Source organism: Jannaschia sp. GRR-S6-38, assembly GCF_029853695.1.
GTDB lineage: Bacteria > Pseudomonadota > Alphaproteobacteria > Rhodobacterales > Rhodobacteraceae > Jannaschia > Jannaschia ovalis.
The window spans coordinates 662,937-689,041 of sequence record NZ_CP122537.1 but is presented as its reverse complement, the minus strand read 5'-3'; the positions used below and the strand labels follow the sequence as shown (position 1 = coordinate 689,041).

The window sequence follows — 26,105 nt, the reverse complement described above, 5'->3', positions numbered from 1 at the left end:
GGGCCGCCCCGAAGGACGGCCCCTGCTTCACGTCGCGGATCCGCGATCAGTTCTGCGCGTAGTATTCGATGACCAAGTTCGGCTCCATCATCACCGCGTAGGGGACGTCCGACAGGCCGGGCACGCGGACATAGGTCGCGGTCATCTTGCCGTGGTCGACATCCAGGTAGTCGGGCACGTCGCGCTCGGCCAGTTGCGAGGCTTCCAGCACGCTGGCCAGCTGCTTGGACTTGTCGCGCACCGCGATCACGTCGCCTTCCTTCACCTTGTAGGAGGGAATGTTGACGCGCTGGCCGTTCACCGTGACGTGGCCGTGGTTTACGAACTGGCGGGCGGCGAAGATGGTGGCGACGAACTTCGCGCGGTAGACGACCGCGTCGAGACGGCGCTCCAGCAGGCCGATCAGGTTCTCGCCGGTGTCGCCGCGCTGGCGCTCGGCCTCGGCGAAGATGCGGCGGAACTGCTTCTCGGTCAGATCGCCGTAATAGCCCTTCAGCTTCTGCTTGGCCCGCAGCTGCAGGCCGAAATCGGACATCTTGCCCTTGCGGCGCTGGCCGTGCTGGCCGGGGCCGTATTCGCGGCGGTTCACGGGGCTCTTGGCGCGGCCCCAGATGTTCTCGCCCATGCGGCGGTCGATCTTGTACTTGGCAGAGGTGCGTTTGGTCACCGTCTGATCTCCTCTGAATATGAGGGCGTTGTCCTTTGGCCGAAGCCCGACAGGCATCCCCTTGCGGGGGCCGCCAACACCAATGGAAGCCGCCCTCTAAGACGGGTCCGGGCGGGTGTCAACTCAGGTAGCGGGGGGCGCCCTCGTGCCGCAGGATGGCCAGCTCGGCCGGGCTGAGGCAGCGGCGGGCATGCGGGCCGTAGCCGCCCGGCGGGGCGATCTCGTGCAGCTCCTCCACGTCCACCGGGTTGAGGTGGTCGAGATCGGCATCGGCGGGATGGAAGCTCTCGCAGGGCAGGCCGTTGGCCCAGATCACCTGGTGGCGGCGGAACAGCAGGTGGATGTAGATCACCTCGCCCAGCCCATGCTCCTCGGTCACCCAGCGGTCGTCGCGCAGGTCACGGGCACGGACCAGCACCTCGTCGGTCCCGAAAAGCGCCCGCGGCTTCGCGCCCGACAGCAGCACCTGGTGTCCCGGCGACAACAGAATGTCGCGCGTCTGCCCGGAGCCCACCGCCCCGACCCGCAGCCGCACCGGCCGCAGCCCGGGCATCGCGTAGAGCCGCGCGCCCGAGATCCGGCGCATGCCCATCCATTCGATCGGCTGCAGCCCGTCGTCGCGGGTCAGGACCCGGTCGCCGGGATCGAGATCCTCGATCGCGCGGGGGCCGTTCTCGGTCTCGATCTGCGTGCCCTGCACGAAGCAGATCGTCTCGCGCAGCGGCGGCGGCACGCGCAGCACGGGCGATTGCGCGATGCGCAGCGTGGCGTTGGCGGGCGGCAGGCCCGCGTCGAACAGAAGGAGGGTCTCGCCGGTTGCGGTCTCGATCATCCGGGCCGACCAGCGGGCCGCGCCATCGGTCAAGATCAGCGCGTCGGGATCGTCTTGCGCGTCCGGGATGGGGCGGGCTTCGGCCGCCGGCAGAGCGCCGCGCGAACGGCCGAGCTTGGCGATGGCGGCGGGCAGGTGGCCGCGCAGTTCGGCCTGTCCCAGCGGCTCGGGCAGCAGCATCGCCGCCCGCGCCCCGTCGAGGCGCAGCGGCTCTCCGAACCAGCGAAACCGGGCCCCTTTCGGAAACGGCGTGCGGGTGGACGGAAACGATCCGTCCACCCGCGCCTGTACGGTGGATATGACCTGCGCGCCCGCGCATGCCGACATCATGAGAACTGCCCCAAAGGCTTGTTTTTATTTGATCTTTCCGGCCACTGCCCGGCCGATGACTGACACTAACCCGGTTGCGAATCGGGGGTCAATTTCTGATTCGCCTTTGCAAGAAAGTTTTTTCGAATCGATTCATTCGAGCGGCTTTTGGACCGCAGGCGCGTAGATCAGCGCCCCCGTATCGTAGCCGTTGAAGTCCAGAACGGTCAGCGCGGCGGCCAGCCGGTCGGGGGGGATTTCGGGGTCGCGGTTCAGGATCCAGCCGGCCCGGCCATCGGGCTGGCCCAGCACCGCCGTCCGGTAATCGGCATCGGTCCACAGCACCCAGAGCGGGGCGGCGAAGGGCACGCCCGACAAACTGACCCGCAGCCGGCCCGGTCCGATGGTCTCGGCCCGGCCGGTGATCGCGCGCAGGGCCGCGCCGTCGGCGTCGCGGCAGGTGTTGCGCAGCCGGATCTCGCCCGCCGCGTCGGGGGCTGTGTATTCGGCGGTGGCGCGGGGACAGCCGGATTGGAACGGCACCGGGAAGCGCGCGACCTCGTGCCAGAGCCCGGCATAGCGCGCGGGGTCGAAATCGGCCTTCGAGGCGATGGTGACGGAGGTGTCGCGATAGGCGGGCAGCAGCGGCGCGACCACGGCGGCGCAGCCGGACAGGACAAGGATCGGGACGAGGATTAGGGCGAGGGCGCGCATCGGGGTCTCCGGCTCCGGTCGGCGGAGCCTAGCGCGGCATCGGGATCTCCACCATCGGCAATCCGGCGAGGATGGCTCGGGCCTGCGCGCCCATCAGCCCGGCCAGGGCCGCGTCGCGCGACCGCAGCCCGCCGGTATAGGTGCCGTAGGCCGGCAGGATCAGCCGGTTGCCGTCATGCAGGAAACAGGGCCGCGACACGCGCCGCCCGCGCACCGACAGCGCGGCCTTCGGATGGTAATGCCCCGACACCTCATGGCGCCCCGCCTCGGTCGCGATATGGCGGAAGGTCAGCGGCTCGCAGGTGACGCCCTCGGCGGCGTGACCCCCCAGGCCCAGCGGCGCCGGATCGTGGTTGCCCGTCACCCAGGTCCAGTCGCGCCCGGCCATCAGCCGCCGCAGCCAGGCGTGGAAATCGGGATCGAGCGCCTGCACCGCCGCCATGTCGTCGAAGCTGTCGCCGAGGCTGATGACGGCGGCCGGGTCGGTGTCAGTGATGTCCTCGTCCAGCCGGGTCAGCGTGTCCAGCACCTCGTAGGGCGGCAGCAGGGGCCCGCTGCGCCGCGCGATGCGCTCGGACTTGCCCAGGTGCAGGTCGCTGACGACCAGAAGCCGCGCCGACGGCCAGTAGAGCGCGCCGGAGGGCCGGGCGACCAGGTGCTGGCCTGCGAAGGTGAAGGCATGCGCGTTCCGCATTTGTCCGGGTGAATCACGGCGCGTGGCGGGACGCAAGACTGCCGTGGGAAGACGCTTCATTCGAGGCTCAGTCCGGCCTCCGCCATCAGCGCGGCGGCCTCCTCCTCCATCAGCCGCGCCTCGGCCCGGCCCTTGATCGGCACGATCCCGTGTTCGAGGAACAGGGGCGCTGAAAGCGGGCTGACGCGGTCCAGCCGCACCTGGTCGATCCGGTCGCCCACCGTCTCCAGCAGCAGCTCGACCCGGCCGAAATCGATATGGCCGCGCATCGCCTCCTCCTCGGTGATGCGCAGCATCAGGTGGTCGGGATCGTAGCGGTGCAGCGTGTCGTAGAGGATGTCCGACGAGAACGCCGCCTGCCGCCCGGTCGAGCGCTTGCCCGGGTAGTTGCGGTCGATCAGCCCGGCGATGATTGCGGCGTTGCGGAAGGTGCGCTTCATCACCGCGTTGCCCTGAAGCCAGCTCTCCAGCGCGGCATGGACGCCGTCGTTCTGCAGGAAGGGTCGGATGTCGGGCACTGGGCGTAGGCCCCAGATCATCGTGGCGTAATCCGTGGCGACGAAGCCCAGCGGGTCGAGCCCGGCCTCCTCCATCCCCTTGGTAACCAGAAGCGCCAGCGTCTGATGCGCGTTGACGCCCGCGAAGCCGTAGAGCGTCACGTGATGGCGGCCGTCGCGGGGGAAGGTCTCGACCAGAAGGCGGCCCGGCTCGGGCATGCGGGAATTGCGGTCCTGCAGCTCCAGCCATTCGCGGGTGTGGCCGGGCAGGGCGTCGAAGCGCCGCTCGTGCAGCATGTCCTGGATGCGGTGGGCCAGCTTCACCGAGGTCGTCCACTTGTAGCCCACATAGGTCGCGATCCGCGGCTCCTTGTTCGGGCGGGGCGAGACCTCGACGGTCAATTCGCGCATGTTCTCGTAGCGCACGACCTGTCCGCCCATCAGGAAGGTGTCGCCGGGCGACAGCGTCGCGGCGAAGCCCTCCTCGATCTCGCCCAGCGGCTGGCCGCCCCGGCCCTTGAAGCGGACCTTCAGCTTATCGGTGTCGACGATCGTGCCGAGGTTCATGCGGATCTGTCGCGCCGCGCGCGGATCGCGCAGGCCCCAGATGCCGGGTGCCCGTTCCTTCAGCCGCTGGTAGCGGTCATAGGCGCGCAGCGCGTAGCCGCCGGTCGCCACGAAATCGAGGCAGTCGTCGAAATCGGCCCGCGACAGCGCCGAATAGGGCCCGACCGAGGTCACCTCGGCGAACAGTTCGTCGGCCGCGAAATCGCCGGCGCAGGCCACGCAGGCGATATGCTGGCACAGCACGTCGCGCGGCCCGTCGAGGCGCAGATCGCCGTCGAGCTGGCCCGCGCGCACCGCCTCGAGCGCGGCGTGGCACTCGATCACCTCGAAGCGGTTGGCGGGGACTAGCCGGGCCTTCGAGGGCGCGTTGTAGCGGTGATTGGCGCGGCCGATCCGCTGGACCAGGTTCTTGACCTTCTTCGGTGCGCCGATCTGGATCACCAGGTCGACATCGCCCCAGTCGATCCCGAGATCGAGGCTGCCGGTGGCGACGATCGCCTTCAGCTCGCCTGCGACCATCGCCTGCTCCACGCGCAGCCGCGCCTCCTTCGACAGCGCGCCGTGATGGATGCCGATGGGCAGCCCCTCCTCGTTGGCGAGCCAGAGGTTGTGGAAGAAGATCTCGGCCTGGGCGCGGGTGTTGTGGAAGATCAGCGTGGTGTTGTGCTGCCGCACCTGCTCGAGGACCGCAGGGATGGCATAGCGCCCGCCAGCGCCGGCCCAGGGCGGGGCCTCCTCCGTCTCCAGCACGTCGATATCGGGCGGCGGGCCGGGATCGGCATGCAGGATCGGGCAAGGATCGGGGTGGCGCGCCAGGTAATGGGCGATCACGCCGGGGTCGTCGACGGTGGCGGACAGCCCGACGCGGCGCAGCCCGGGCGCAAGCGTCTGCAGGCGCGACAGGCACAGCATCAGCTGGTCGCCGCGCTTGTTGTCGGCCAGCGCGTGGATCTCGTCGACGATCACGCGCTTGAGCCCGGCGAAGGTGCGCGCCGCGTCCGGGTAGGAGATCATCAGCGCGAGGCTTTCCGGCGTCGTCAGCAGGATATGCGGCGGGTCCGCGCGCTGGCGCTTGCGCTGGGTCTGGCTGGTGTCGCCGGTGCGGTCCTCGACACGGATCGGCAGGCTAGCCTCCGCGATCGGGGTCGAGAGGTTGCGTCGGATGTCGTTGGCCAGCGCCTTGAGCGGCGAGACGTAGAGCGTGTGGAGCCCCGTGTGCTCGCCATCCGCCAGCTCGGCCAGCGTCGGCAGGAAGCCCGCGAGCGTCTTGCCCCCGCCGGTCGGCGCGATCAGCAGCAGTGCCGGGGCATCGGCGCGCGCCAGCATTTCGCGCTGGTGCGGGTGGAGCGTCCAGTGACGGCTGGTGAAGAACTCCGAAAGGGCAGGGGGCAGCATGGCGTCCATCTCGCCCGACGTAGCATCGCCCCGCGCAAAAAGAAGGGCGGGCCGCGATGGCCCGCCCTTCCGTGCTCGATATGCGGATGCGTCAGCCGCCCGTGGCGACCTGCTGCGTCGGCGCTTGGAACTCGTAGCCCCGCTCAGTGCCCTCGTTCTGGTGCATGCCGTAGCGCTGCGTCGCCTGGTCGCTGATCGTCTGGTAGCTGGAGACGGCGCTGTTGTACTCGCTCTCCGAGGCGTAATCGACGCCGGCGTAGCTGACGGTGGTCGCCGGGTCGTTCCAGTCGGCGGAGGATCCGGCCGTGACGATGCCGTCGAGCGCGGTGGCGGCCTCGACATACTCCTGCGCGGCGCCTTCCCAGGCGGACTGCAGCTGCTCGTTCGACATGTTGGCGAAGGCCGCCGTCAGGCCGCTGACTTCGCTGCTGGTCAGCGCGTCGGTCACGTCCGTGGTGAAGGCCACGCGCATGATCGCGTCCGACTCCAGCTGGCCTTGGATATCGCCCGAGACGTCCTGCACGCCGGTCGACACGACGCCCATCACGGCGAGGCCCAGGCCCACCAGCGCGGCCGTCAGCACGACCCAGTCGACGGTGACCGCACCGGATTCTTCGGAAATGAATTGCTCGGTGTTGAAGTTCATGAATCCACTCTCGTTTCGGTTCCAGGGGGGACGAAAGTCCTTGCTTTGACTTTTACCGATAAATTGGGCGGCTTCGTGGCCGAGCACGGGCGTATTGGGTCCCATTCGGGGGAATGGTGAAGACGATCCGCGCGTTGTCGCCGAATAGGCCGGCCCGGCGCGGACGATCCCCAAAAGCGGATCGGCCCCGCCCGGGACGCGGGCGGGGCCGGTGCGGCGGGTTGCGGTGCGGGGAGGGATCAGCGGCGGGCGCGCAGCTCGTGGCGGTAAAGATCGACGATCTGCAGGAGCGCGGCGTTCTCGGCCTTGAGCATCGCGGCCTGGTCGCCGGTCGCGGCGTCCAGCGCACCGAAATTGGCCGACAGCGTGCGGGCCTGGTCGCGCAGCGCGGCGGAAAGCTCGTCGCCGGTCATTGCGGCCGCCTCGGCGCGCAGGACGCGCGTAATCTCCGCGCCGGCGCAGCCCGTCAGCGCGCAGGCGGCATCGACGGCATCCAGCTCGACGCCGGATTGCGACAGGAATTCGATCTCGGCGATCTGCTCGGGCTGGATCGCGTCATAGGCGGTCTCGGGGCCGGTGATCGCGGTGCCGATCGTGACGGCGACGGCCGCCAGGATGCCGGCGAGACCCGCGGCGGGAACGACAACATAGCCCAGACGGACCGTGCGCTTCAGCGAGCGGGTCATGTCGGTCATGGCGTGATCCTTTCTTGCGGATGCGTCGTCGTGGTTAATGCCTGTCTCGCCGGTCTTCTTGGCGGGAATCGGGCGGCGCCGGGCCCTTTCGCGGGCTCAGTGGACGATCTCGGTCTCCTCGACGAAGAGGTTGGCCCAGGCGCGGTCGACCAGCTCGGGGGTCATGCGGTATTCCATGCCCTCGAAATTGCAGGTCGCGATCATCTGATCGATCAGGAAGTTCGCGTGGTAATTCGCGTAGACGTTGTCGATCTCTGGATATTTCGACTTCAGAAGGTGGACGAGCGACGGCTCGTCCAGCGCGAATTTCTTCTTCTTGGCGACCATGGCGAAGATCTTGAGGAACTCGGCCTGGGTCGGCCCGTCGATCAGGACCTTGAAGAAGATCCGGCGCAGGGCCGCGACGTCGAAGATCTTGTTGGGGTGGAAGTTGGTCGAGAAGACCACGAGCGTGTCGAAGGGCACCTCGAACTTCTCGCCCGATTGCAGCGCCAGGATGTCGTAGCCCATCTCCATCGGGACGATCCAGCGGTTGACGATCTTCTGCGGCGGCTCCTCCTGGCGACCGAGGTCGTCGACGATGAACACCCCGCCCGAGGATTTGAGCTGCAGCGACGCCTGATAGGTGCGCGCCACCGCGTTGTAGTTGAGATCCAGCATGTCGAGCGCCAGCTCGCCGCCCGTCATCACGGTGGGCCGGGTGCAGAGCAGGTAGCGCGTATCGACCCGCAGGTTCGTCTTGCGCAGGCTGTTCTCGTGATCGGGCTGTTCGACCTTCGTGTGCACGATCGGGTCGTAGAGCGTGATGACCTGGCCCGCGTATTCGATCGCGTGCGGGATCCAGATATTGTCGCCCAGCGAGGCGCGGATGCCCTCGGCGATGGAAGACTTACCGTTGCCGGGCGGGCCGTACATCAGCACCGACCGGCCCGAGCCCACCGCGGGGCCCAGCTGGTCGATCAAGTCCTTCGGCAGGATCAGGTGGCCCATCGAGTCGAGCAGGCGCTGGCGCGTGATCTTGATGTTCTTGATCGACTGCGCCTTGACCTGCTCCTTGTAGCGATCGAGCGGGACGGGCATCGGCCCGTAATACTCGGACTGCGCCAGCGCGTCGGTCGCGCGGCCCTTGCCGGCATCGGTCAGCTGATAGCCCATCTCGCCGGAGGAGCCGGCATGCATTGTGCCGGTCGCCTGCATGAGCCCGGCCTCGCGCGCCTGATCGATCAGTTGCTGCGTCAGCCCCGTCGTCAGGCAGATCGCGGCCGAGATCTCGCGCGTCGTTTCGACCGACTTGCGGTAGACGGTCTTGAGCATGACGTCGCGCAGCATCACCCCGGTCAGGCCGGTTTCTTGCAGCGTGCGGGGCTGCGTCGGCGCGGGCACGCCCAGCTGGGCGGGATCGGTATGCATATTCATCGGCGCATCCTCCAAATACGGTCCCGGTCCGGCGGCCGGGTGTGGGAATTTCCTTCGCCCTCGCTCAGCCCTGCGTGGCCGCGAGGCCCAGGTAAGTCAGGTGCGTGGCGGCGAGCGTGATGCCCATCGGGAAGTCCTTGGCCTCGGTCCAGCTTTTCCAGTCGGGCGCGAGGTTGCGCACCGGGGCCATCGACCGGGCCACGCGGTGCAGAAGCCAGGTGGCGATCAGCAGGACCGAGAACAGGATCAGCACCTCGCCGATATCGGCCAGCGCGACGAAGGGGGCCATCGCGGCCGCGAATTTCGCGTCGCCCGCGCCCACCGCGCGCGCCGTCGACAGAAGGAAGCCCGCGGCCAGGATCACGGCCAGGTTGACGAAGCGCCACAGGTACTCGGTCAGCGGCGCCACGACGAAGATGCCGGCCAGCACGTAGACGAGGAACAGCGCCAGAACCGCCTGATTGCGGATCCGCATCTGCGACAGGTCGGTATAGGCGACCCAGAGGCAGATCGGCAGCGAGAGCAGGCCGAAGACCCAGCCCTGCATCGGCGTGGCGGCCAGCGCGACCTCCATGGCTCAGGCGTCCAGCGCCTCGAGCGCGCGGACCGCGGGCTCGAAATAGCGGGGATGGGTGGCGATCGCGTCCTCGAGCAGGCTGCGGCCGATATCGACATCGCCCTGCTTGATCGCCGCGAGGCCCGCGGTGTGCATCAGCTGCGCGCGCTCCTCCTGCGACATCCGCAGCGAGGGCAGGGTGTAGGTGCGGCGCGCCGCGCGGGCGAGGACGAGGTTGTTCTTCGCGGTGAAGAGCTTGTCGTCATAGGTGATCGCCTCGGTGAAGAGCCGCTCGGCGGCCTCGCTGTCGCCACGGGTCAGCTTGGAGAAGCCCCAGTTGTTCAGCGTGCCCGCGGGCGTCGTGGTCAGGCCCACGGCGGTCTCGTAGAAGCTGTCGGCGCGCTCCCACTGGCGGTTGCTGTCGGCGACCATCGCCTCGAGGCGGTAGCGCTTGTAGGTCTCGTGGGTCGGCGGGATGGCGTCCAGCGTGGCCTCGGCCGCCTTCCAGTCCGAGACTCGGATCAGCGCGTCGGCCAGCTCGACGCTGTCGTCATGGGCGGCGTCGGGCATCTGCGTGACCTCGCGCCAGGCGAGCACGGCCTCGGTGCCGCGGCCGGCGCGGACCAGGCTGCGGGCCAGGCCACGGTGATGCGCGATCACGTCGGGCTCGGCATCGGTCTTGCGTTTGAAATAGGCGACCGCCTCGGCCGGCTCGGCGACCGTCAGCATGATGTCGCGGATGCCGCCCTCCTCGGTCTCCATCGCGTCGATGGCGCGCGCCACCTCCGCATCGCGCGAGGCATTGCAGGCGGACAGGACCAGCACGCTTCCCAGGAGAAGCGGCAACAGGGTGGGGTGGCGCATTTTTGCGTCCTCTTCTGCTCGTGCCTTCCTGTTCTTCTCAACCATCGGGCGAATTCAGGGCATAGACCCCGTCGTCGCGCCGCGTCAGCGTGAAGGCGTCATTATTGCCGTCATCGTAGCGAACGGTCTGCATCTTGGAAGCGGCGACGCGCAGGTTGCCGCGGATTTCCGGCGAGGGTTGCAAGGCGAACGCAGTCTTGAGAACGCCGAACGCCTCGCCATGCCGTCCGGTCTCGAGCAGGACGACGCCGAGATTGTTGAGCGCGCGGGCGTTGCGCGGCTCGGCGGCGGTCAGCTTGCGGAGCTGGTCCTCGGCCTGGTTCAGGCGCCCCAGCCGGATATTGGCGACCGCCATGGCGAGGGCGACCTCGCTTTCGGGCGCGGTGCCGTCGATGCCCGCGCGGATATAGGTGTCGAGCGCCAGCTCGGGCTCGCCCGCGGCCAGCAGCCGGTCGCCGACGATCATCGGGTCCACGATCGCCGCGCCCTCGGCCGCGCCGGGCGGCAGCAGCGGATCGTCGGGCAGGGCGCCGCGACCCGAGATGTCGGGGGCGCAGGCGGCCAAGGCGAGCGCGGCGAGGAGGGGGAGCGCGGCGCGCATCAGAAGCCGCCCGCCCCGCCGCCCAGCGTCTCGGCGATGCCGTGGATCGAGGGGCCGATCAGGATGATTAGAAGCGGCGGCACGCAGAACATCATCGTGCCGACGGTCAGCTTGGTCGGCAGCACGTTGGCCTTTTCCTCGGCGCGCATCACGCGCTTGTCGCGCATCTCCGAGGCGTAGACCCGCAGCGCGTCGGCGATCGAGGTGCCGAAGGTCTGCGACTGGATCAGCACGGTGACGAAGCTGGTGATGTCGTTGATGTCGCAGCGCTCGGCCATGGCGCGCAGCACGTCGGGCTTGTCCTTGCCGGCCTTCATCTCCTGCGCGACCATCAGGAATTCGCCGGCCAGCGCGGGATAGGACGGCTCGATCTCGGTGGCCATTCGGATGATGGACTGGTCCAGCGACTGGCCCGCCTCGACGCAGACCAGAAGCAGGTCGAGCGCGTCGGGGAAGCCCTGCTGGATCTCCTCCTGGCGCTTGGCGATGCGCTTCTGGACCCAGTATTTCGGCGCGTAATAGCCGACCGCGCCGGGCACCAGCGTGTAGCTGACCTGCTGCACGGTCGACATGTCGCCCGCCAGAAGGAAGCTGTAGAGCAGGCCCAGCACCAGAAGACCCAGGCCCAGCAGAAGCTGCGCCGCGGTCAGGGTGCGCACCGCGTCCTTGTGGGTATAGCCCGCCTGGATCAGCATCTTGCGGGCCTTCGACATCTCCTCCTCGTCCTGCGGATCGAGGAGCTGGGCGTATTTCGCGAGCGTCTCGTTGCGGTTGCCGTGGCGCGAGAGCTTGGCCTCGGAGGCCTCGATCGCGGCCGCCGCGCGCTCGGCGCGCAGCCGGTCCAGCGGATCGGTCTTGCGCGTCAGCAGCATCGGCAGGGTCAGGAGCACCAGGAGAAGCCCCGCGCCGCCGGCGATGTAGATCATGCCGTCGGGCCCAAGCACGCCCTCGGTCACGGATCGCAGTATCTCCATGATGTCCATTTGCGGGCCTCAGACCTTGATGTTGACCATCATCCGCATGAACACGATGTTCACGAGGAGGAAGACGCAGACCACCGCGGCGGCCGGGATGAAATAGGGGGTGTCCTTGACGCCCTCGTAGTAGTCGGGCTTGCCCACGTTGATCCCCACAAGCGCGAGGATCGGGAAGGCCGACAGGAAGACGCCGGACCAGCGGGCCTCGGCGGTGATCGCCTTCACCTTGCGGAACAGCTTGAAGCGGGCACGGACCACCTTGGCGAGGCCCTCGAGGATCTCGGCCAGGTTGCCGCCCGATTTCTGCTGGATGGCCACCGCAACGGCGAGAAAGCGCAGATCCTGCAGCTCGACGCGTTCGGCCAGCGCGCGCAGCGCCTCGGGGATGTCGCGGCCATAGGCGGCCTCGTCGGCGATGAAGCCCATCTCGGAGCCCAGCGGGTCCGCGATCTCCTTGGCGACGATGCCGATGGCCGAGTTCAGCGGGTGGCCGACGCGCAGCGAGCGCACGATCAGCTCGACCGCGTCGGGCAGCTGCTCCTCCATCAGGGCGAGGCGCTTCTTCGCCTTGCCGTTGACCCAGACATAGACGGCGCCCACGCCGAACACGATCGACAGGAGCCCCCGGATCGGCAGCGCGGCGGAGGTGAAGAGGGTCATCATCGCAAACGACATGAAGACCAGCAGCACCATGACCCCGATCAGCATTCCCGGCGTGAAGGCCAGGTTCGCCTTCTGCGCCTTCTCGGCGATCAGCGAGTAGAGCGGGATCTGCTTGGCGCTGTCGTGCTGGCTCATCTCCTTGCGGAGTTGGGCCATCACCTCGTCGCGTGTGGCGCCCTTCTCCATCAGGGCGAGGCGGCGGTTGACCCGGTTGTTGAGCTTGATGCTCTCGCCGAAGACCAGAAGGTAGATGCCGCCGATGACCAGCAGCATGGATCCGAAGATCGCGATGTAGATCAGCGGCTCGATGGAAAGTTGCATGGCTCAGCGCCCCCCTGCGGGTTCATAGATCGAGGCGGGCAGGTCGTAGCCCCAGGCCTTGAAGCGGTCGGCGTAATGGCTGCGGATGCCGGTGGCCGTGAAGCGGCCGATGATGGTGCCGTCCGGCTCCAGCCCCAGGCGCTCGTAGCGGAAGATCTCCTGCAGGGTGATGACCTCGCCCTCCATGCCCGTGACCTCGGTGATCGAGACCATCCGGCGCGAGCCGTCCTGCAGGCGCGAGGCCTGCACGATCAGGTTCACGGCGCTGGCGATCTGGGCGCGCACGGCCTTGAGCGGCATCTCGATGCCGGCCATGGCGATCATGTTCTCGAGGCGCGAAATCGCGTCGCGGGCGTTGTTGGCGTGGATCGTCGTCATCGAGCCGTCATGGCCCGTGTTCATGGCCTGCAGCATGTCGATGACCTCCTCGCCGCGGGTCTCACCCACGATGATACGGTCGGGACGCATCCGCAGCGCGTTGCGCAGACAGTCGCGCTGCGTCACCGCGCCCTTGCCCTCGACGTTGGGCGGGCGGCTTTCCATCCGGCCCACATGGTCCTGCTGAAGCTGCAGTTCCGCCGTGTCCTCGATCGTCAGCACGCGCTCGGCATGGCCGATGAAGGAGCTCAGGGCATTGAGCGTGGTCGTCTTGCCCGAACCCGTTCCGCCCGAGACGATGACGTTGAGCCGGCAGGCGCAGGCCGCCTGCAGGTACATCGCCATTTCTTCGGTGAAGGCGCCGAACTTGACGAGGTCGTCGACGCCCAGCTTTTCCTTCTTGAACTTACGGATCGAGACCAGCGAGCCGTCCACCGCGACCGGCGGGACCATCGCGTTGAAGCGCGAGCCGTCCTTGAGGCGGGCGTCGACATAAGGGTTGGACTCGTCGACGCGGCGGCCCACGGCGGAGACGATCTTGTCGATGATCCGCAGCAGGTGCTTCTCGTCCTTGAAGCGGATCGGCGACTTGGACAGCTTGCCCGCGCGCTCGACATAAATGTTGTGCGGACCGTTCACGAGGATGTCGTTGACGTCCGGATCGCGCAGCAGCGGCTCGAGCGGGCCCAGGCCCGTGACCTCGTCGAAAAGCTCGGTGTTGAGGATGTCGCGGTCGTCGCGGCCCAGCACGACGCCCATGTCGGCCAGTTCCTCGGTCGTGATCGAGACGATCTCGGCGCGCAGCGCCGACAGGTCGGCCTTGTCCAGCGCCGAGAGGTTCAGGTTGTCGAGCAACCTGTGATGCATCTCGGTCTTCAGCTCCTCCAGCCGGACGCGGCGCTTCAGGTCCTTGTCCTCGGGCACCGGCGCGGCGGGGGCCTTCGCCTTCGGAACGGATGCGGGCTTCGGCGCCGGCGCGACTTCGGACGCCCCGAGGGCGGGCGCATCGGGCGCGGCCTTTTCGTCGGGCGCGCCGGGCGCCCCGATCGGCTTGGCGCTTTCGATCTGCGGTTTTTTGTAGCGTGAGAACATCTGTCAGCCCCTTGCGGCGATCATCCGAAGGACAGTCCGAGGAAGGACCTCTTCTTGCCCTTCGCGCCCGCGCCCACATCCTCGCCCGCGGCGATCCGCTGGCGGGCATCGTTGAGCTCGGTCGCGACGGCGCGGATTTCCTTGGTCAATGCGTTGCGCGGCGCCAGGTCGCGCAGCGGCGCGGCCTGATCGTTCACCTCGGTCACCTGCTTGCCGCCATCGGGCAGCACGTGATGGAACTTGACGCCCAGGCTCTCGGCCATCTTCTCGATCCGCGAGCGTCCGCCCAGATCCATCTTCCCCGGCGCGCGGTTGAGCAGATAGCTCACCCGCTCGGTCGGCACGCCCTCGGCCTGCAGAAGACGCTGGAAACGCAGCGCATTCTGGGCGGAGCGGACCTCCATCTGGCAGACGACGAAGAACAGCTCCGCCGTCGAGATCACGGTATCCGTCCAGCCGGTCACGGAGCCGGGCATATCGACGATGACGATGTCGAAGCATTCGCGCGCAAATTTCAGCAGCGCCGTCACCTCTTCGGGCCCGACGAGGTCGTAGGGCAGAACGTCCGAGGGGGCGGTGAAGACGGCGAGCTTGTCCTTGTAGACGCTCAGCGCCTGGCGGAAGGCCTGCTCGTCCATGCTCGCGATATCCGAGAGCACCTCGTAGATCATCGGCTTGCGCGGCAGGTCGAGATAGGTCGCGACCGAGCCGAATTGCAGCCCCAGGTCGATGACGCAGACCTTCAGCGGGTCGGCCGCGTTCAGGTTGGCGAATTCCCAGGCCAGGTTGACGGCCAGCGTCGTGGCGCCGTCCCCGCCCGAGGCGGATTGCAGCGCGAAGACCGCGCCTTCCTGGCCGCTGCCGCCGCTGCGCATGGGCATGGCGGGCAGGTTCGGCGTCTCGGCATCGTCACCCACCGCAGCGGCGTCGACGATATCGGCGCCCGCGCGGCGCATGATGCCCTCGCTGTCGGGCTGGCCGGGAATGCGGATGCGGCTGACCGCTTCGGAGAGCGCGTCCTGCGGGAGCGGGTATGGGGCGAAATCGTCGGCGCCGGCGCGCAGCAATTCGTGCAGCGCCATGGGCCCAAGCCCCTCGGCGACCAGGATGACCTTCAGCCCGGCGGCCTTGGCCTGGCCCACAAGCTCATGGGCCCGCGGCAGCGCCGCCTCGTCCTGCTGGTCCAGGGCCAGGACGATGAATTCCAGTTTCTTGGCCTCGTCCTGCGCTAGGAAGGCCCCGGCCTCGGCGAAGGTCAGGTCGCCCCAGGCCTCGCCCAGCTCGGCCTCCATGTCCTCGATGAGAAGGTCGAATTCCTGCACATCGCGGGACACGGTCACCGCGCGAAGCGGTTCGGGCTCGGGAAGGATGGCCAGGTTGCTCGACATCGTGTTCACCGTGCTACGCGCACGCCGTTTCGGGCGCGCCTCAAGGACACCGGGTCGAAACCCGGACCGGGGCGTACTGCGCCCGGCCCGTTCGGGATGACCGGGAATTCGGGCAACAATTGGACCGAAGTTCTGAAATTATCGGAAACTTCGGGAACAGCCGTGGCGAGGCGGCCGGACCGATCCGGGACGAAAAACGCCCGGACAGCCATGCCATCCGGGCGTTTCGCGAATTGTGGAGGCATCGTGGCTCTCAGCCTTCGGCGGAGGCCCCGGCGCCCGCGACATAGCGGCGATACACGATCTGGGCGTATTTGCCGTCGAGCACCAGCGGGTGGCCCGACACGAAGCCCGCGACCTCGGTCACCGTGCGGCGGTTGGCCGGCTCGCGCGTTTCGGTGGGGACGAGGGGGCGCTCCTCGCCGAAGGAGACCAGCGCCTCCAGCCGGCTGAGCGAGACGCCCTTCGCGGCCAGGTAGTTGACCGCGGCCTGCGCGCGCCGGCGGCCCAGCCGCTCATTATAGGCGCGCGAGCCCACCAGGTCGGTATGGCCGTAGACCGAGAAGCGGACCTCGGGGAACTGCAGGATGAAATCGGCCTGCTGGTCGAGGACCGCCCGGGCGGTCGGGCTGAGCTGCGCCGAGTTGAAGGCGAAATTGATCGTCGTCGGCACCGAGTCCGCGAAGTTGGCGCCGATCCGGCTGGCCGCGGGGACCGAGCCGTTCATCACCAGCATGTTCTGCATCGTCGGGTTGCCGAAGGCGCCCTCGTCGACCTCGCTGCCCGCGGTGACGGCGAGGAAATCGCAGCCCGCGAGCCCGGTGAGACCCAGGCCGGCAAGGAAGGAGCGGCGGGAAAGAGGTAGCGTTTTCATGATCTTATTCCATCACGTAGCCGTAGTTCCCGGAAAAGTCCTGCGCCGCTGCCTCGCCACCGCGGGTCGAGCGCCGCGTGGCGTTCTGCGCCCCGCCCGAAATCCGGCCGAAGAGGAACAGCTCGTTCTCGGTGGGCGGGCGGATCCGGTCAGTCGGCAGGGCCAGCGCCTCGCCGGAGACCGGCGTGACGAGGTTCGCCGTGATGATGATCACGAGCTCGGTCTGCGAGCGCCGATAGTCGGCCGACCGGAACAGCGCGCCGAGGATCGGCACGTCGCCCAGCCAGGGCACCGAGGAGGTCCCGTCGCGGAACTCGTCCTGCAGGATCCCCGCGATGGCGATGGACTGGCCGTCGCGCATCTCGATCGTGGTCGATGTCTGGCGCTGCGTGAAGCCGTCGACAGCCGTGTCGCCGATCGTCGCGCCAATCGTCGTGTCGATCGCCGAGACGGAGGCGTCCAGCACGAGGTTGATGATGTCCTGGTCCACGACCGTGGGCGTGAACTGCAGCTCGACGCCGAAGGGGCGGTACTCGACCGAAACCTGGCCTTCCGCGCCCTGCACCGGGATCGGGTATTCGCCGCCGGCGAGGAAGCGCGCCGCCTGGCCCGAAAGGGCGGTCAGGTTCGGCTCGGCCAGCGTGCGGACGAGGCCTTTGCTTTCAAGGGCTTGCAGCGCCAACGTCACGCCGTAGCTTCCGCCGCCGAAGCTGAAGGTCGCCGTCCCGGTCGAGGACGCGAGCCCCGTGGAGGTGCTGCCCGTGAAGATTTCGTCCCCGCTCGATGCGTTGAGCGAGAGGTTGGAGCCCAGCTCCTTGGTGACCGAACGCGACATCTCCGCGAAGCGCACCTTGAGCTGGACCTGCTGCACGCCGCCGACCGACATCAGGTTCAGCACGGCGTCAGGGGCGTAGCGCTGGGCCACTTCCAGCGCCTGGTCGAGCTTTTGCGAGGACGACACCGTGCCCGACAGGACGATCCCGTCATTGGCGGTGCGCACCTCGATCTGCTCGCCGGGCAAGAGCTCCCGCAGGCGCTCCTTGAACTCGGCGATGTCGGGGATGACCTGCACCTCGACATTGGTGATCAGCCGGCCGTCAGGGCCCAGAAGGGTCAGCGTCGTGCGGCCGGGCGCCTTGCCCAGCACGTAGACGGTGCGCTCCGACAGGGTGGCGATATCCGCGATCAGCGGGTTCGCGACGGACAACTCGGCGAAGGGGAGCTCGGATTCGAGCACCAGCGCGCGGTTCAGCGGAACCCGCAGCGCGCCCTGGGTCTGGCCCTCGGCCAGCCTGAGCGTCTGCGCATGTGCGCCTGCGATGGATGTGCCCGAAAGCATCAGCGCGAGCATGGATGCCCGCAGGATCGTACGGATCTTCATTGTGACCTGCCTCTCTGATCACTCTGCTCGGCGCGGATCTGACGTCCGCGTTTCGGCCAAAATGGCAGATGCTGTGGATAAAGCAATGTTTTCGCCATTTCCGACGCAATCGCAGTGCGTGGAGGCCACACCGCGCCAAGGTTTCGACACAAATCCGCCCGCGGCGCGGGGTGCGACGCGGGCGGGACGGCCATTATGGTGGGAGGGGTCAGCCTTCCTCGGGGCAGGGCACCGGGATCAGCACGACTTCCGAGCCCTTGCGTGTCCGCACGGTGCAGACATCCTGGCGCTGCGCGGTTTCCTGCGGCCCGAGGATCTGGTCCAGGGTCGCTTCGACCGAAGCGCTCTCGGATTCGTCGCTCACCCCGACCAACGCCAGCGACAGCCGGCCGGTGGCCTGCGCCTGCGCCAGCTTGGCCACCACGTCGGGGCTGGCCTCGACGGTGATGTTGCGCGCGATGGTGGGCGCGTTGCGCTCTTCGTCGGTGATCTGGTCGATCGCGATCAGCGGCAGGTTGGCGTGGATGAGGCGGGTGACACCGCCCTGCGCGCCCGAGCCGGTCCAGTAGACATCGACGCGGTCGCCGGGGCGCAGGAAGCCGGACACGCCGCTGTTGACGTCGGTCTGCAGGGTGAAGGCGCGCATGCCGGCGGTCAGGCTGGCGGCGACGCCGGCCTCTTCGCCCGGGCGGGTGACCTTGACGGCCAGGAGCGGCTCGTCGCGTTCCATCACCCGCAGCACGGTGCGGATGGCATCCTCGCCCTCGGGGAAGATGTCCTCGAGCTTGGTGAAGGCGCCCAAAGGCACCGCATCGGCGGGCCAGGCGACCGGGCGCACGTCGTTCTGGCGCAGCGGATCGCCGTAGCGCAGCTGGCGGCGCACGACGAAGACATCCGTCGTCGTGATGATCTGCTGCTGGGTCGAGGCCAGCGCATTCTTGTATTGCGAGAAGCGCTCCTGCGCGGTGTGGATGGCGAAGCCGGCGAGGCCGAGCCCGGCGAGCAGGACGAGTCCGAAGATCAGGCGCATGGGGCGGGTTCCTTGAATGCTGATCGGCCGATCGGCGGCCGTTGTTTCCCGTATGACGTCCGAATGCGGCCAATTCGTGAAACGGACGGGGAACCTCTGGGTCGGGCCGAGGCGCGCCGCTGAAACGGAAAACGCCCCGGACCTGGGGTCCGGGGCGCTGCGCCGCTCCGCGAAGGAGGGGCGTGGGAAGTCTTACTTCGACAGGTCGAGGCCGGTGCCGGCGGCGCCGAAGCCCGCGCCGATCATGTCGGTCTTCAGCTGGCCTTCGATGTCGCCCGACAGGTCCTGCACGCCCTTCGAGACGACGCCCATGACGGCGAGGCCCAGGCCCACGAGGGCGGCGGTCAGGACAACCCAGTCGACGGTGACGGCGCCGGATTCGTCGTTCTTGAAGGTGTTGATCGCGTTCAGCATTGGTTCATTCCTTGAGAGTCAGATGTAGGTTCAGGTCAGTCGTCGGCGGGCGTTCCCGCCCTTGCGATGGCACTCTTTTCACCGAGATTCGGGGCCATAATGCGGCGTCGGAAGGGTAAGTTCGCGGTGATCCCGGGAACCGCGCGGGACGGTCGGGCCAACGAAAAACGCCCCGGACCTGGGGTCCGGGGCGCTGCACCTCTCCACGGGGAGAAGCATCGGAGATCTTACTTCGACAGGTCGAGACCGGTGCCGGCGGCGCCGAAGCCCGCGCCAATCATGTCGGTCTTCAGCTGGCCTTCGATGTCGCCCGACAGGTCCTGCACGCCCTTCGAGACGACGCCCATGACGGCGAGGCCCAGGCCCACGAGGGCGGCGGTCAGAACAACCCAGTCGACGGTGACGGCGCCGGATTCGTCGTTCTTGAAGGTGTTGATCGCGTTCAGCATTGATTCATTCCCTTTTGGGTTCAGGTCTTGGTCGGATCGTCGGGCGTGCCCTTTCGATGAACCTGATTTGCCCGGCAAAGGGGGCGGGAATGCGACGGCCTTAAGAAGAGTTTGCGGAAATGCCGCGGTCGTTTCGCGTCAATCTAACCGAAGCGGGGGCCGTGCCTGCCAGCACGGCCCCCTGTCCCTCGGTTCTCGTACCGACGGAAGTGTGACGTGTCCCTCTTGTCTCCGGTTCTGCCTGCCAACAGCTCCGGTGGGGCCTGCTCGATCGCCACGTTCCTCGCCCGAGTTTCTCGGTGCCTCTTGTTGATCGGTTGGCGCGGGGGCGGTCTGCCATCGCCGGTTGCGCTTCCGATATGAGGGGTATGTCGGCCAATTGGGGCGGAAACATGTCCGGTTCGGCTCAATTTGAGGACAATCGCGATTTCCCGAGGAATTGACCGTGTTCCGGGAACGATAACGGGGCGGCGGGCCGGCGCCGCGGGGGCGAGGCGCGTCCAGCCGAGGCGAAAGCGCGGCGAATGTCACAGCACGGGCACGGATCGCCGCGTCCGGGCTGCCGCGGGGTGCGATTCTGTGGCAGGGTCGGCGCAATCAAAAACGAGACCGAGCAGTCTTGCACATGAACACGATCCTCTCCGGCGCCGCGCTTGCGGCCCTTTTGCTGACCTGTGTGCCCGTCCCGGGCCTGGCCGCGGATTTCACCTTCAAGCGTGTCCGCCCGCCGGCGGCGGATGCCGTGAAGCGCATCAACATCCAGATCGAGCCGCGCGCCCCGCGCCCGGCCGCGCCCCGGCCGACCCTGCCGGATCTGCCGCAGATCGCCGCGCCGGGCACCGCTCCGGCCGAGCCCCTGGCGCGCCAGCCGCAGCAGGCGTGGTTCTGGTCCGCCGTCTCGCCCGCCATCGCCCGCCAGGCCGGCCGCTTCCGCAAGGCCGCGCAGGTCGCGGCCCGCCCGCCCGCCGGCAGCGGCATCGCCCCGCCGCCGCTGGCGCATCTGCAGGCCATCGCCAAGCGGCACGGCCCCGACATCCTGCGCCATTCGGTCGGCACCCGCGTCTCGCCCGCGCTGATCCTCGCCCTCATCTCGGTCGAATCGTCGGGCCGGACCGACGCCGTCAGCCATGCCGGGGCCAGCGGGCTGATGCAGCTCATCCCCGAGACGGCGGCCCGCTTCGGCGTGCGCGACACGCGCAACCCCTCCGACAACATCCGCGGCGGGGTCGCCTATCTCGACTGGCTGATGCGGGAATTTGGGGACGACCCGGTCCTTGCGCTCGCGGGCTACAACGCGGGCGAGGGCGCCGTGCGCCGCCATTCCGGCGTGCCGCCCTATGCCGAGACGCGGGCCTATGTCCCCAAGGTCATGGCCGCGTGGAACGTGGCCCGGCTGATCTGCACCACCCCGCCCGTGATGCCGGGCGACGGCTGCGTCTTCGATGCGTCGCTGATGGGCGGCTGAGCTTCCGGCCGGTCACGCCGGCCCGGTGGGATGCCCGCGCGCCTGCGCCGTTACACGGAGCAGGGCGCGATGACGCCTGGCCGGCTCGCCATTATCGCCCTCTGGCGGGGCGCCCTCCGGCAGGTCAGTCGACAAGCGTCGCTTCGGTGACGTCGCGCAGCGCCTGTTCGGTGACGCCCTCGGCCAGCTCGACGATCTTCAACCCGCCCTCGACCACGTCCAGCACGCCCAGATTGGTGATGATGCGGTCCACGACGCCGGTGCCGGTCAGCGGCAGGGTGCATTCGCGCAGGACCTTCGACTGGCCATGCTTGTTGGCGTGGTCCATCACCACGACCACCCGGCCCACGCCCGCGACCAGGTCCATGGCGCCGCCCATACCCTTCACCAGCTTTCCCGGGATCATCCAGTTGGCGAGGTCGCCGTTCTCGGCCACCTCCATCGCGCCCAGGATCGCCATCGCGATCTTGCCGCCGCGGATCATGCCGAAGCTGGTCGCCGAATCGAAATAGGACGAGTGCGGCAGCTCGGTGATCGTCTGCTTGCCGGCGTTGATCAGGTCCGCATCCTCTTCGCCCTCATAGGGGAAGGGGCCCATGCCCAGCATGCCGTTCTCGGATTGCAGCGTCACCTCGATCCCGTCGGGGATGTAGTTCGACACGAGCGTGGGGATCCCGATCCCGAGATTGACGTACCAGCCGTCCTGCAGTTCCTGCGCCGCACGCGCGGCCATCTGGTTGCGGTCCCAGGGCATGGGTTCTCGTTCTCCTTAGATTTCGAGCATGTCGACGGGAACGTCGATCATCACCACCGTGCCCGCCGCGCCGCGCACGGGCGTCAGTGTGGCGTCGAGCCCGCCCACGAGCGTATTGACCAGCCGTCCGCCGACGGTGTTCGGGTCGGGGAAGGGGGCGTTGGCCGGCAGGCCCAGCCCATCATCGCTGACCGACAGGCGCAGCCCGCCCGCGGCGAGCCGCTTGAGGCGCAACTCGACGAAGCCGTCATCCATCCGGTCGAAGGCGTGGTGGAAGGCATTCGCCAGGACTTCCGACATCAGGAGCGTCACGCGCACGGCGGCGTCCAGATTCACGTCCATCGGGTCGATGCTCTGGACGTAGCGCACGCCCGGGCGGCCCTCGTGATGGGCCACGGCGGCCGCGGCCCGGCTGACCAGCGCCCCGAGATCGATGCCCGGATGCAGCGCTCCCTGCCGGTCCGAGAGGCGGACCGACTCGTAGGCGAGCTGCAGGCACTCGATCCGGCGGTTCATTTCCTCGAAGGCGGAGGGCGCGCGGTCCTCGCCGACCTCGGAGACCTGCTGCAGCAGGAGCGACAGATCCTCCTGCACCCGGCCCCGCAGGGCCATCAGGATATCGCTACCGGGGCCGCTCTCTTCCTTCTCGGAGGCGTAGACCTCCTTCTGGATGCCCAGGAAGTAGATCGGATTGCTCTCGGCGTCGCAGATCGGAGCAATGATCACGCGGTTGGTGAACGGCTCGCCATCGGCGCGATAGTTCAGGATGTCGAGCGTGACGTCCCGCCCTTCGCTCAGCGCGGACCGCAACCGGTCGACATCGGCCTTGTCGGTCTTCTCGCCCTGTAGGAAGCGGCAATTGCGCCCGACCACGGCGGAGCGGGAATAGCCGGTCATCTGCTCGAAGGCGGAATTGACGTAGACGATCGGATTGTCCTCGGCCCGGGCGTCGGTCAGCACGACGGCGACGCGCACGCGGCTAAAGCCGTCCAGCGCGCCCCCCTCGTCCATGACCGAGGCGAGCTTGCGGCGCGCGGACGGATCGAGCGCGCGAAGCCCCTCGACCTCGCGGGCCCGGGCGGGGCCGCCGCCGGGGGGAGTGCGCTCAGGCGCCAGGGCTCACGCCCTCCGGGCGGGGGCGGGTCGTGACCTTCTCGATCCGCTTCTCGTGATCGCCCTGAATCAGGCGGTGGACATAGATGCCGGGCAGGTGGATGTGGTCGGGGTTGAGCTCGCCCGGCTGCACGATCTCCTCGACCTCGGCCACGCAGACCTTGCCGCACATCGCGGCCGGCGGGTTGAAGTTGCGCGCGGTCTTGCGGAACACGAGGTTGCCAGTCGTGTCCGCCTTCCACGCCTTCACGATGGCCAGGTCGGCGACGATGCCGCGCTCCATGATGTAGGTTTCGGGCGCGCCGTCCGGGCCGGTGGGGAACTCTTTGTGCTCCTTGCCCTCGGCGATCTGCGTGCCCACGCCGGTCCTTGTATAGAAGCCCGGGATGCCGCAGCCGCCGGCGCGCATCCGCTCGGCCAGGGTACCCTGCGGATTGAACTCGAGCTCCAGCTCGCCCGAGAGGTACTGGCGCATGAACTCCGCGTTTTCGCCCACATAGGAGGAGATCATCTTCTTCACCTGGCGGGTCTGCAGCAGGATGCCGATCCCGAAATCGTCCACGCCGGCGTTGTTGGACGCGAAGGTCAGGTCCTTCGTGCCCGCCGCGCGGATCGCTTCGAGCAGATGCTCGGGGATGCCGGACAGGCCGAAGCCGCCCGCGGCGATGAACATGCCATCGAAGAGGAGCCCGTCCAGCGCATCCGCTGCCGAGCCGTAGACCTTCCTCATCCCTGTCTCCTCAGTCGCGGTCGTGACGAAATCGATAGCCGGTCAATCGCGCGCTTTCAATGCATGCCGCGGTGTGCGGGACGACAGGCCGCGGGCCGCCGCCATCGCGCCGATCCGGTCCGAGACGAAGGCGCGGAAATCGGCCTCCGGCTGTCGCTGCGCCAGCGTGGCGGCGAAGGGATCCTCGGCCCGGACCGCGCTGCCCGACATCTCTTCCAGGATCGCGTGGGTGCAGAACGGCACGTAGACCTCGGAATAGCCGCCCTCATGCGCCATCACGACGCGGCCGTCACAGGTCTCGGCGGCCAGCGCCATCACCTGCCGGGTCATCGCGCGGAAGGTTCCGGCATGGGCCAGCATCCGGCCCAGCGGATCGAAGGCCCCGGCATCCAGCCCGCAGGCGATGACGATCACCTCCGGTTCGTGCGCGCGGATCGCGGGCAGGGCGAGCCGCTCCATCGCCTCCAGATAGCTGTCATGGCCACAGCCCGGGGGCAGCGGGACGTTCAGGTTGGCCTGCGCCCGCGTCTCGAACCCGCCGGTGTCGAGCGGGTAGTTATTCGCCTGGTGGATCGAGACGGTCAGCACCTCCGGATCGTCGGCGAAGATCGCCTCGGTCCCGTTGCCGTGATGCACGTCCCAGTCCAGCACCGCGACGCGGCGGCAGAGCCCCAGCGCCTGCGCGCGGCGCACCGCCAGCGCGATATTGGCGAGAAGGCAGAAGCCGTTCGGCCAGTCGGCGGTGCAGTGATGCCCCGGCGGGCGCGACAAGGCGTAGGCATTGCCGAGCGCCCCCTGCAGCACCGCCTCCAGCGCGCCGCTCACCAGCCCCGCCGACAGTCGCGCGATGTCGTAGCCGCCCGGCCCGAAGGGCGCGCGCAGCCCCAGCTCGCCGCCGCCGGCGTCAGAGGCCGCCTCGAACGCGTCGAGATACGCGGCCGGATGGACCTGCAGCAGGTCCTCGCGGTCCAGCATCGGGGCACTGCGCTCCGACAGATCGCTCATCAGGCCGGTCACCCGCATCAGGTTCACCAGCCGCCGCTTGGTCTCGGGATCCTCGGGCAGCCCGCCGCCGCCGGCGATGGGCTGAACCAGCCCGCCCACCGGGGCCATCTGCGCGTAGTTGCCGCCGCCATGCCAGAGGCAGCGTTCGTCGTGGAAGAATCCGGTCGTCATCGAGGGCCTCGGGCGGTCGGGGCGGGTTGCCCCAACTTGTGGAACACGCCGCCCGAAGTCACCCCGACTTGTGCGGGACGCTCAGAGATCGGGGTAGATCGGGAACCGGTCGCACAGCGCCTTGACCTTCCCGCGCACCGCCGCCTCGACCTCGGAATTGCCGTCGGCGCCATGCGCCGCCAGCCCGTCCACCACCTCGACGATCAGGTCGGCGATCTGGCGGAACTCCGGCTCGGCGAAGCCGCGGGTGGTGCCCGCGGGCGTGCCCAGGCGGATGCCCGAGGTGATCATCGGCTTCTCGTCGTCGAAGGGGATGCCGTTCTTGTTGCAGGTGATATGCGCGCGGCCCAGCGCGTCCTCGGTCGCGTTGCCCTTCACGCCCTTGGGCCGCAGATCGACCAGCATCAGATGCGTGTCCGTCCCGCCCGTGACGATGTCGAGCCCGCCCTTCTGCAGCTGGTCGGCCAGCGCGCGGGCGTTCGAGATCACCTGCGTCTGGTAATCCTTGAAGCCCGGCCGCAGCGCCTCGCCGAAGGCCACGGCCTTGGCGGCGATGACATGCATCAGCGGCCCGCCCTGGATGCCCGGGAAGATGGCCGAGTTGAACTTCTTCGCCAGCTCCGCATCGTCCGTCAGGATCATCCCGCCGCGCGGGCCCCGCAGTGTCTTGTGCGTCGTCGTGGTCGCGACATGGGCGTGCGGGAAGGGCGAGGGGTAGTGGCCCGAGGCGACGAGCCCCGCGAAATGCGCCATGTCGACCAGAAGGTACGCGCCCACGCTGTCGGCGATCTCGCGCATGCGGGCGAAGTCGATGATCCGCGGGATGGCCGAGCCGCCGGCGATGATCATCTTGGGCCGGTGCTCGGTCGCCAATTCCTGCACCTGGTCGTAGTCGAGCAGCAGGTCCTGCTGGCGCACGCCGTATTGCACGGCGTTGAACCACTTGCCCGACTGGTTGGGCTTGGCGCCATGCGTCAGATGCCCGCCCGCGTCGAGCGACATGCCGAGGATCGTGTCGCCGGGCTGCAGCAGCGCGGTGAACACGCCCTGGTTGGCTTGGCTGCCCGAATTGGGCTGCACGTTTGCGAAGCCGCAGCCAAACAGCTGCTTGGCGCGGTCGCGGGCCAGCGTTTCGGCCACGTCGACGAACTGGCAGCCGCCGTAATAGCGCCGGCCCGGGTAACCCTCGGCGTATTTGTTGGTCATCACGCCGCCCTGCGCTTCCATCACGGCGCGCGAGACGATGTTCTCGGAGGCGATCAGCTCGATCTCGTCGCGCTGGCGGCCCAGCTCTTGGCGGGTGGCCTCGGCGATCTCGGGGTCGGTCTCGGACAGGCTGCGGGTGAAGAAGCCGTCATCGCGGAAGGGGGCGGTCATGGGCGCTCTCCTGGGCTGGTGTCGCGGGCCTTCTACGCAAACCGGCGCCGCCTGGAAAGCGGGCAAAGCT

At 68.3% G+C, this 26,105-nt stretch carries 26 protein-coding genes; 1 reads left to right on the top strand and 25 read right to left on the bottom strand.

Translation table 11 applies throughout. The features are described 5' to 3' along the window. Window positions 1–46 precede the first annotated feature (46 nt). The 20 genes from rpsD to P8627_RS03420 all read right to left on the bottom strand — a co-directional run bounded on the left by rpsD (window position 47) and on the right by P8627_RS03420 (window position 19,420). Complete coding sequence (gene rpsD, locus P8627_RS03515; RefSeq protein WP_279966195.1) at window positions 47–667, bottom strand: 30S ribosomal protein S4; 621 nt, start codon at window positions 665–667, stop codon at window positions 47–49. A 118-nt stretch (window positions 668–785) separates the two neighbouring features. Next, a complete protein-coding gene (locus P8627_RS03510; RefSeq protein WP_279966193.1) occupies window positions 786–1,829 on the bottom strand; it encodes a Hint domain-containing protein in 1,044 nt (347 codons plus the stop codon). A gap of 132 nt (window positions 1,830–1,961) precedes the next feature. After that, on the bottom strand, window positions 1,962–2,522 hold the full coding sequence (locus P8627_RS03505; protein WP_279966192.1) for a lipocalin family protein: 561 nt from the start codon (window positions 2,520–2,522) through the stop codon (window positions 1,962–1,964). Window positions 2,523–2,550: 28 nt separating this feature from the next. Then, window positions 2,551–3,216 carry a ligase-associated DNA damage response endonuclease PdeM gene (pdeM, locus tag P8627_RS03500; RefSeq protein ID WP_279966191.1) on the bottom strand — a complete coding sequence of 222 codons (666 nt, stop codon included), beginning with the start codon at window positions 3,214–3,216 and terminating at the stop codon, window positions 2,551–2,553. Window positions 3,217–3,272: 56 nt separating this feature from the next. Beyond that, the gene (locus P8627_RS03495; protein ID WP_407932965.1) at window positions 3,273–5,675 is read right to left on the bottom strand and encodes a ligase-associated DNA damage response DEXH box helicase; all 2,403 of its coding nucleotides are present in this window, start codon (window positions 5,673–5,675) and stop codon (window positions 3,273–3,275) included. 91 nt (window positions 5,676–5,766) lie between these two features. Beyond that, window positions 5,767–6,321: a hypothetical protein gene (locus tag P8627_RS03490; RefSeq protein WP_279967544.1), complete on the bottom strand. Its 555-nt coding sequence runs from the start codon at window positions 6,319–6,321 to the stop codon at window positions 5,767–5,769. Window positions 6,322–6,560: 239 nt separating this feature from the next. After that, entirely contained in the window at window positions 6,561–7,016 is a 456-nt protein-coding gene (locus tag P8627_RS03485; RefSeq protein ID WP_279966189.1) for a hypothetical protein, read from the bottom strand. Window positions 7,017–7,112: 96 nt separating this feature from the next. After that, window positions 7,113–8,432, bottom strand: coding sequence for an ATP-binding protein (locus tag P8627_RS03480; protein WP_279966188.1), 1,320 nt, complete (start codon window positions 8,430–8,432; stop codon window positions 7,113–7,115). 64 nt (window positions 8,433–8,496) lie between these two features. Beyond that, window positions 8,497–9,006: a prepilin peptidase gene (locus P8627_RS03475; protein WP_279966187.1), complete on the bottom strand. Its 510-nt coding sequence runs from the start codon at window positions 9,004–9,006 to the stop codon at window positions 8,497–8,499. 3 nt (window positions 9,007–9,009) lie between these two features. Then, window positions 9,010–9,852 carry a tetratricopeptide repeat protein gene (locus tag P8627_RS03470; RefSeq protein ID WP_279966186.1) on the bottom strand — a complete coding sequence of 281 codons (843 nt, stop codon included), beginning with the start codon at window positions 9,850–9,852 and terminating at the stop codon, window positions 9,010–9,012. A 37-nt stretch (window positions 9,853–9,889) separates the two neighbouring features. Next, window positions 9,890–10,453, bottom strand: a complete 564-nt coding sequence (locus P8627_RS03465) for a tetratricopeptide repeat protein (RefSeq protein WP_279966185.1) — start codon at window positions 10,451–10,453, stop codon at window positions 9,890–9,892. After that, the gene (locus P8627_RS03460) at window positions 10,453–11,436 is read right to left on the bottom strand and encodes a type II secretion system F family protein (RefSeq protein ID WP_279966183.1); all 984 of its coding nucleotides are present in this window, start codon (window positions 11,434–11,436) and stop codon (window positions 10,453–10,455) included. The genes P8627_RS03465 and P8627_RS03460 overlap by 1 nt, the downstream gene beginning before the upstream one ends. Window positions 11,437–11,445: 9 nt before the next feature. Continuing rightward, window positions 11,446–12,414, bottom strand: a complete 969-nt coding sequence (locus P8627_RS03455; protein ID WP_279966181.1) for a type II secretion system F family protein — start codon at window positions 12,412–12,414, stop codon at window positions 11,446–11,448. Window positions 12,415–12,417: 3 nt separating this feature from the next. After that, window positions 12,418–13,884 (bottom strand): CpaF family protein, encoded by a 1,467-nt coding sequence (locus P8627_RS03450; RefSeq protein ID WP_279966179.1) that lies wholly within the window; start codon window positions 13,882–13,884, stop codon window positions 12,418–12,420. A 20-nt stretch (window positions 13,885–13,904) separates the two neighbouring features. Then, complete coding sequence (locus tag P8627_RS03445) at window positions 13,905–15,272, bottom strand: AAA family ATPase (RefSeq protein WP_279967536.1); 1,368 nt, start codon at window positions 15,270–15,272, stop codon at window positions 13,905–13,907. Window positions 15,273–15,525: 253 nt separating this feature from the next. Further along, entirely contained in the window at window positions 15,526–16,146 is a 621-nt protein-coding gene (locus tag P8627_RS03440) for an OmpA family protein (RefSeq protein WP_279966177.1), read from the bottom strand. 4 nt (window positions 16,147–16,150) lie between these two features. Beyond that, window positions 16,151–17,527, bottom strand: coding sequence for a type II and III secretion system protein family protein (locus tag P8627_RS03435; protein ID WP_279966176.1), 1,377 nt, complete (start codon window positions 17,525–17,527; stop codon window positions 16,151–16,153). A 208-nt stretch (window positions 17,528–17,735) separates the two neighbouring features. After that, entirely contained in the window at window positions 17,736–18,557 is an 822-nt protein-coding gene (gene cpaB / locus P8627_RS03430) for a Flp pilus assembly protein CpaB (protein ID WP_279966175.1), read from the bottom strand. Between the two features lie 192 nt (window positions 18,558–18,749). Beyond that, window positions 18,750–18,971, bottom strand: coding sequence for a Flp family type IVb pilin (locus P8627_RS03425; RefSeq protein WP_279966173.1), 222 nt, complete (start codon window positions 18,969–18,971; stop codon window positions 18,750–18,752). A gap of 227 nt (window positions 18,972–19,198) precedes the next feature. After that, window positions 19,199–19,420, bottom strand: a complete 222-nt coding sequence (locus P8627_RS03420; RefSeq protein WP_279966173.1) for a Flp family type IVb pilin — start codon at window positions 19,418–19,420, stop codon at window positions 19,199–19,201. Window positions 19,421–20,045: 625 nt separating this feature from the next. On the opposite strand from P8627_RS03420, the gene P8627_RS03415 reads away from it, so the two are divergent. Further along, a complete protein-coding gene (locus tag P8627_RS03415; RefSeq protein WP_279966171.1) occupies window positions 20,046–20,885 on the top strand; it encodes a lytic transglycosylase domain-containing protein in 840 nt (279 codons plus the stop codon). A 124-nt stretch (window positions 20,886–21,009) separates the two neighbouring features. On the opposite strand, the gene P8627_RS03410 is transcribed toward P8627_RS03415, so the two are convergent. The 5 genes from P8627_RS03410 to glyA all read right to left on the bottom strand — a co-directional run bounded on the left by P8627_RS03410 (window position 21,010) and on the right by glyA (window position 26,035). After that, a complete protein-coding gene (locus tag P8627_RS03410) occupies window positions 21,010–21,639 on the bottom strand; it encodes a 3-oxoacid CoA-transferase subunit B (RefSeq protein ID WP_279966169.1) in 630 nt (209 codons plus the stop codon). A gap of 15 nt (window positions 21,640–21,654) precedes the next feature. Further along, window positions 21,655–22,650, bottom strand: coding sequence for a PAS domain-containing protein (locus P8627_RS03405; RefSeq protein ID WP_279966167.1), 996 nt, complete (start codon window positions 22,648–22,650; stop codon window positions 21,655–21,657). Between the two features lie 94 nt (window positions 22,651–22,744). Beyond that, window positions 22,745–23,482: a CoA transferase subunit A gene (locus P8627_RS03400; protein ID WP_279966165.1), complete on the bottom strand. Its 738-nt coding sequence runs from the start codon at window positions 23,480–23,482 to the stop codon at window positions 22,745–22,747. A gap of 42 nt (window positions 23,483–23,524) precedes the next feature. Next, window positions 23,525–24,658 carry a class II histone deacetylase gene (locus P8627_RS03395; RefSeq protein ID WP_279966163.1) on the bottom strand — a complete coding sequence of 378 codons (1,134 nt, stop codon included), beginning with the start codon at window positions 24,656–24,658 and terminating at the stop codon, window positions 23,525–23,527. 81 nt (window positions 24,659–24,739) lie between these two features. After that, window positions 24,740–26,035 carry a serine hydroxymethyltransferase gene (gene glyA, locus P8627_RS03390; protein ID WP_279966161.1) on the bottom strand — a complete coding sequence of 432 codons (1,296 nt, stop codon included), beginning with the start codon at window positions 26,033–26,035 and terminating at the stop codon, window positions 24,740–24,742. Window positions 26,036–26,105: the final 70 nt, after the last annotated feature.

Bases quoted from the DNA above. Each gene is read 5' to 3' on its own strand.
- P8627_RS03490 (WP_279967544.1), bottom strand. From the start codon at position 6,321: ATGAACTTCAACACCGAGCAATTCATTTCCGAAGAATCCGGTGCGGTC.
- P8627_RS03470 (WP_279966186.1), bottom strand. From the start codon at position 9,852: ATGCGCCACCCCACCCTGTTGCCGCTTCTCCTGGGAAGCGTGCTGGTC.
- P8627_RS03395 (WP_279966163.1), bottom strand. From the start codon at position 24,658: ATGACGACCGGATTCTTCCACGACGAACGCTGCCTCTGGCATGGCGGC.
- P8627_RS03505 (WP_279966192.1), bottom strand. From the start codon at position 2,522: ATGCGCGCCCTCGCCCTAATCCTCGTCCCGATCCTTGTCCTGTCCGGC.
- P8627_RS03495 (WP_407932965.1), bottom strand. From the start codon at position 5,675: ATGCTGCCCCCTGCCCTTTCGGAGTTCTTCACCAGCCGTCACTGGACG.
- pdeM (WP_279966191.1), bottom strand. From the start codon at position 3,216: ATGCGGAACGCGCATGCCTTCACCTTCGCAGGCCAGCACCTGGTCGCC.
- P8627_RS03455 (WP_279966181.1), bottom strand. From the start codon at position 12,414: ATGCAACTTTCCATCGAGCCGCTGATCTACATCGCGATCTTCGGATCC.
- P8627_RS03440 (WP_279966177.1), bottom strand. From the start codon at position 16,146: ATGAAAACGCTACCTCTTTCCCGCCGCTCCTTCCTTGCCGGCCTGGGT.
- P8627_RS03410 (WP_279966169.1), bottom strand. From the start codon at position 21,639: ATGCCCTGGGACCGCAACCAGATGGCCGCGCGTGCGGCGCAGGAACTG.
- P8627_RS03420 (WP_279966173.1), bottom strand. From the start codon at position 19,420: ATGCTGAACGCGATCAACACCTTCAAGAACGACGAATCCGGCGCCGTC.
- P8627_RS03425 (WP_279966173.1), bottom strand. From the start codon at position 18,971: ATGCTGAACGCGATCAACACCTTCAAGAACGACGAATCCGGCGCCGTC.
- cpaB (WP_279966175.1), bottom strand. From the start codon at position 18,557: ATGCGCCTGATCTTCGGACTCGTCCTGCTCGCCGGGCTCGGCCTCGCC.
- P8627_RS03460 (WP_279966183.1), bottom strand. From the start codon at position 11,436: ATGGACATCATGGAGATACTGCGATCCGTGACCGAGGGCGTGCTTGGG.
- P8627_RS03405 (WP_279966167.1), bottom strand. From the start codon at position 22,650: ATGGACGAGGGGGGCGCGCTGGACGGCTTTAGCCGCGTGCGCGTCGCC.
- P8627_RS03445 (WP_279967536.1), bottom strand. From the start codon at position 15,272: ATGTCGAGCAACCTGGCCATCCTTCCCGAGCCCGAACCGCTTCGCGCG.
- P8627_RS03435 (WP_279966176.1), bottom strand. From the start codon at position 17,527: ATGAAGATCCGTACGATCCTGCGGGCATCCATGCTCGCGCTGATGCTT.
- P8627_RS03400 (WP_279966165.1), bottom strand. From the start codon at position 23,482: ATGAGGAAGGTCTACGGCTCGGCAGCGGATGCGCTGGACGGGCTCCTC.
- P8627_RS03485 (WP_279966189.1), bottom strand. From the start codon at position 7,016: ATGACCGACATGACCCGCTCGCTGAAGCGCACGGTCCGTCTGGGCTAT.
- P8627_RS03510 (WP_279966193.1), bottom strand. From the start codon at position 1,829: ATGATGTCGGCATGCGCGGGCGCGCAGGTCATATCCACCGTACAGGCG.
- P8627_RS03475 (WP_279966187.1), bottom strand. From the start codon at position 9,006: ATGGAGGTCGCGCTGGCCGCCACGCCGATGCAGGGCTGGGTCTTCGGC.
- P8627_RS03450 (WP_279966179.1), bottom strand. From the start codon at position 13,884: ATGTTCTCACGCTACAAAAAACCGCAGATCGAAAGCGCCAAGCCGATC.
- P8627_RS03480 (WP_279966188.1), bottom strand. From the start codon at position 8,432: ATGAATATGCATACCGATCCCGCCCAGCTGGGCGTGCCCGCGCCGACG.
- P8627_RS03465 (WP_279966185.1), bottom strand. From the start codon at position 10,453: ATGCGCGCCGCGCTCCCCCTCCTCGCCGCGCTCGCCTTGGCCGCCTGC.
- P8627_RS03415 (WP_279966171.1), top strand. From the start codon at position 20,046: ATGAACACGATCCTCTCCGGCGCCGCGCTTGCGGCCCTTTTGCTGACC.
- glyA (WP_279966161.1), bottom strand. From the start codon at position 26,035: ATGACCGCCCCCTTCCGCGATGACGGCTTCTTCACCCGCAGCCTGTCC.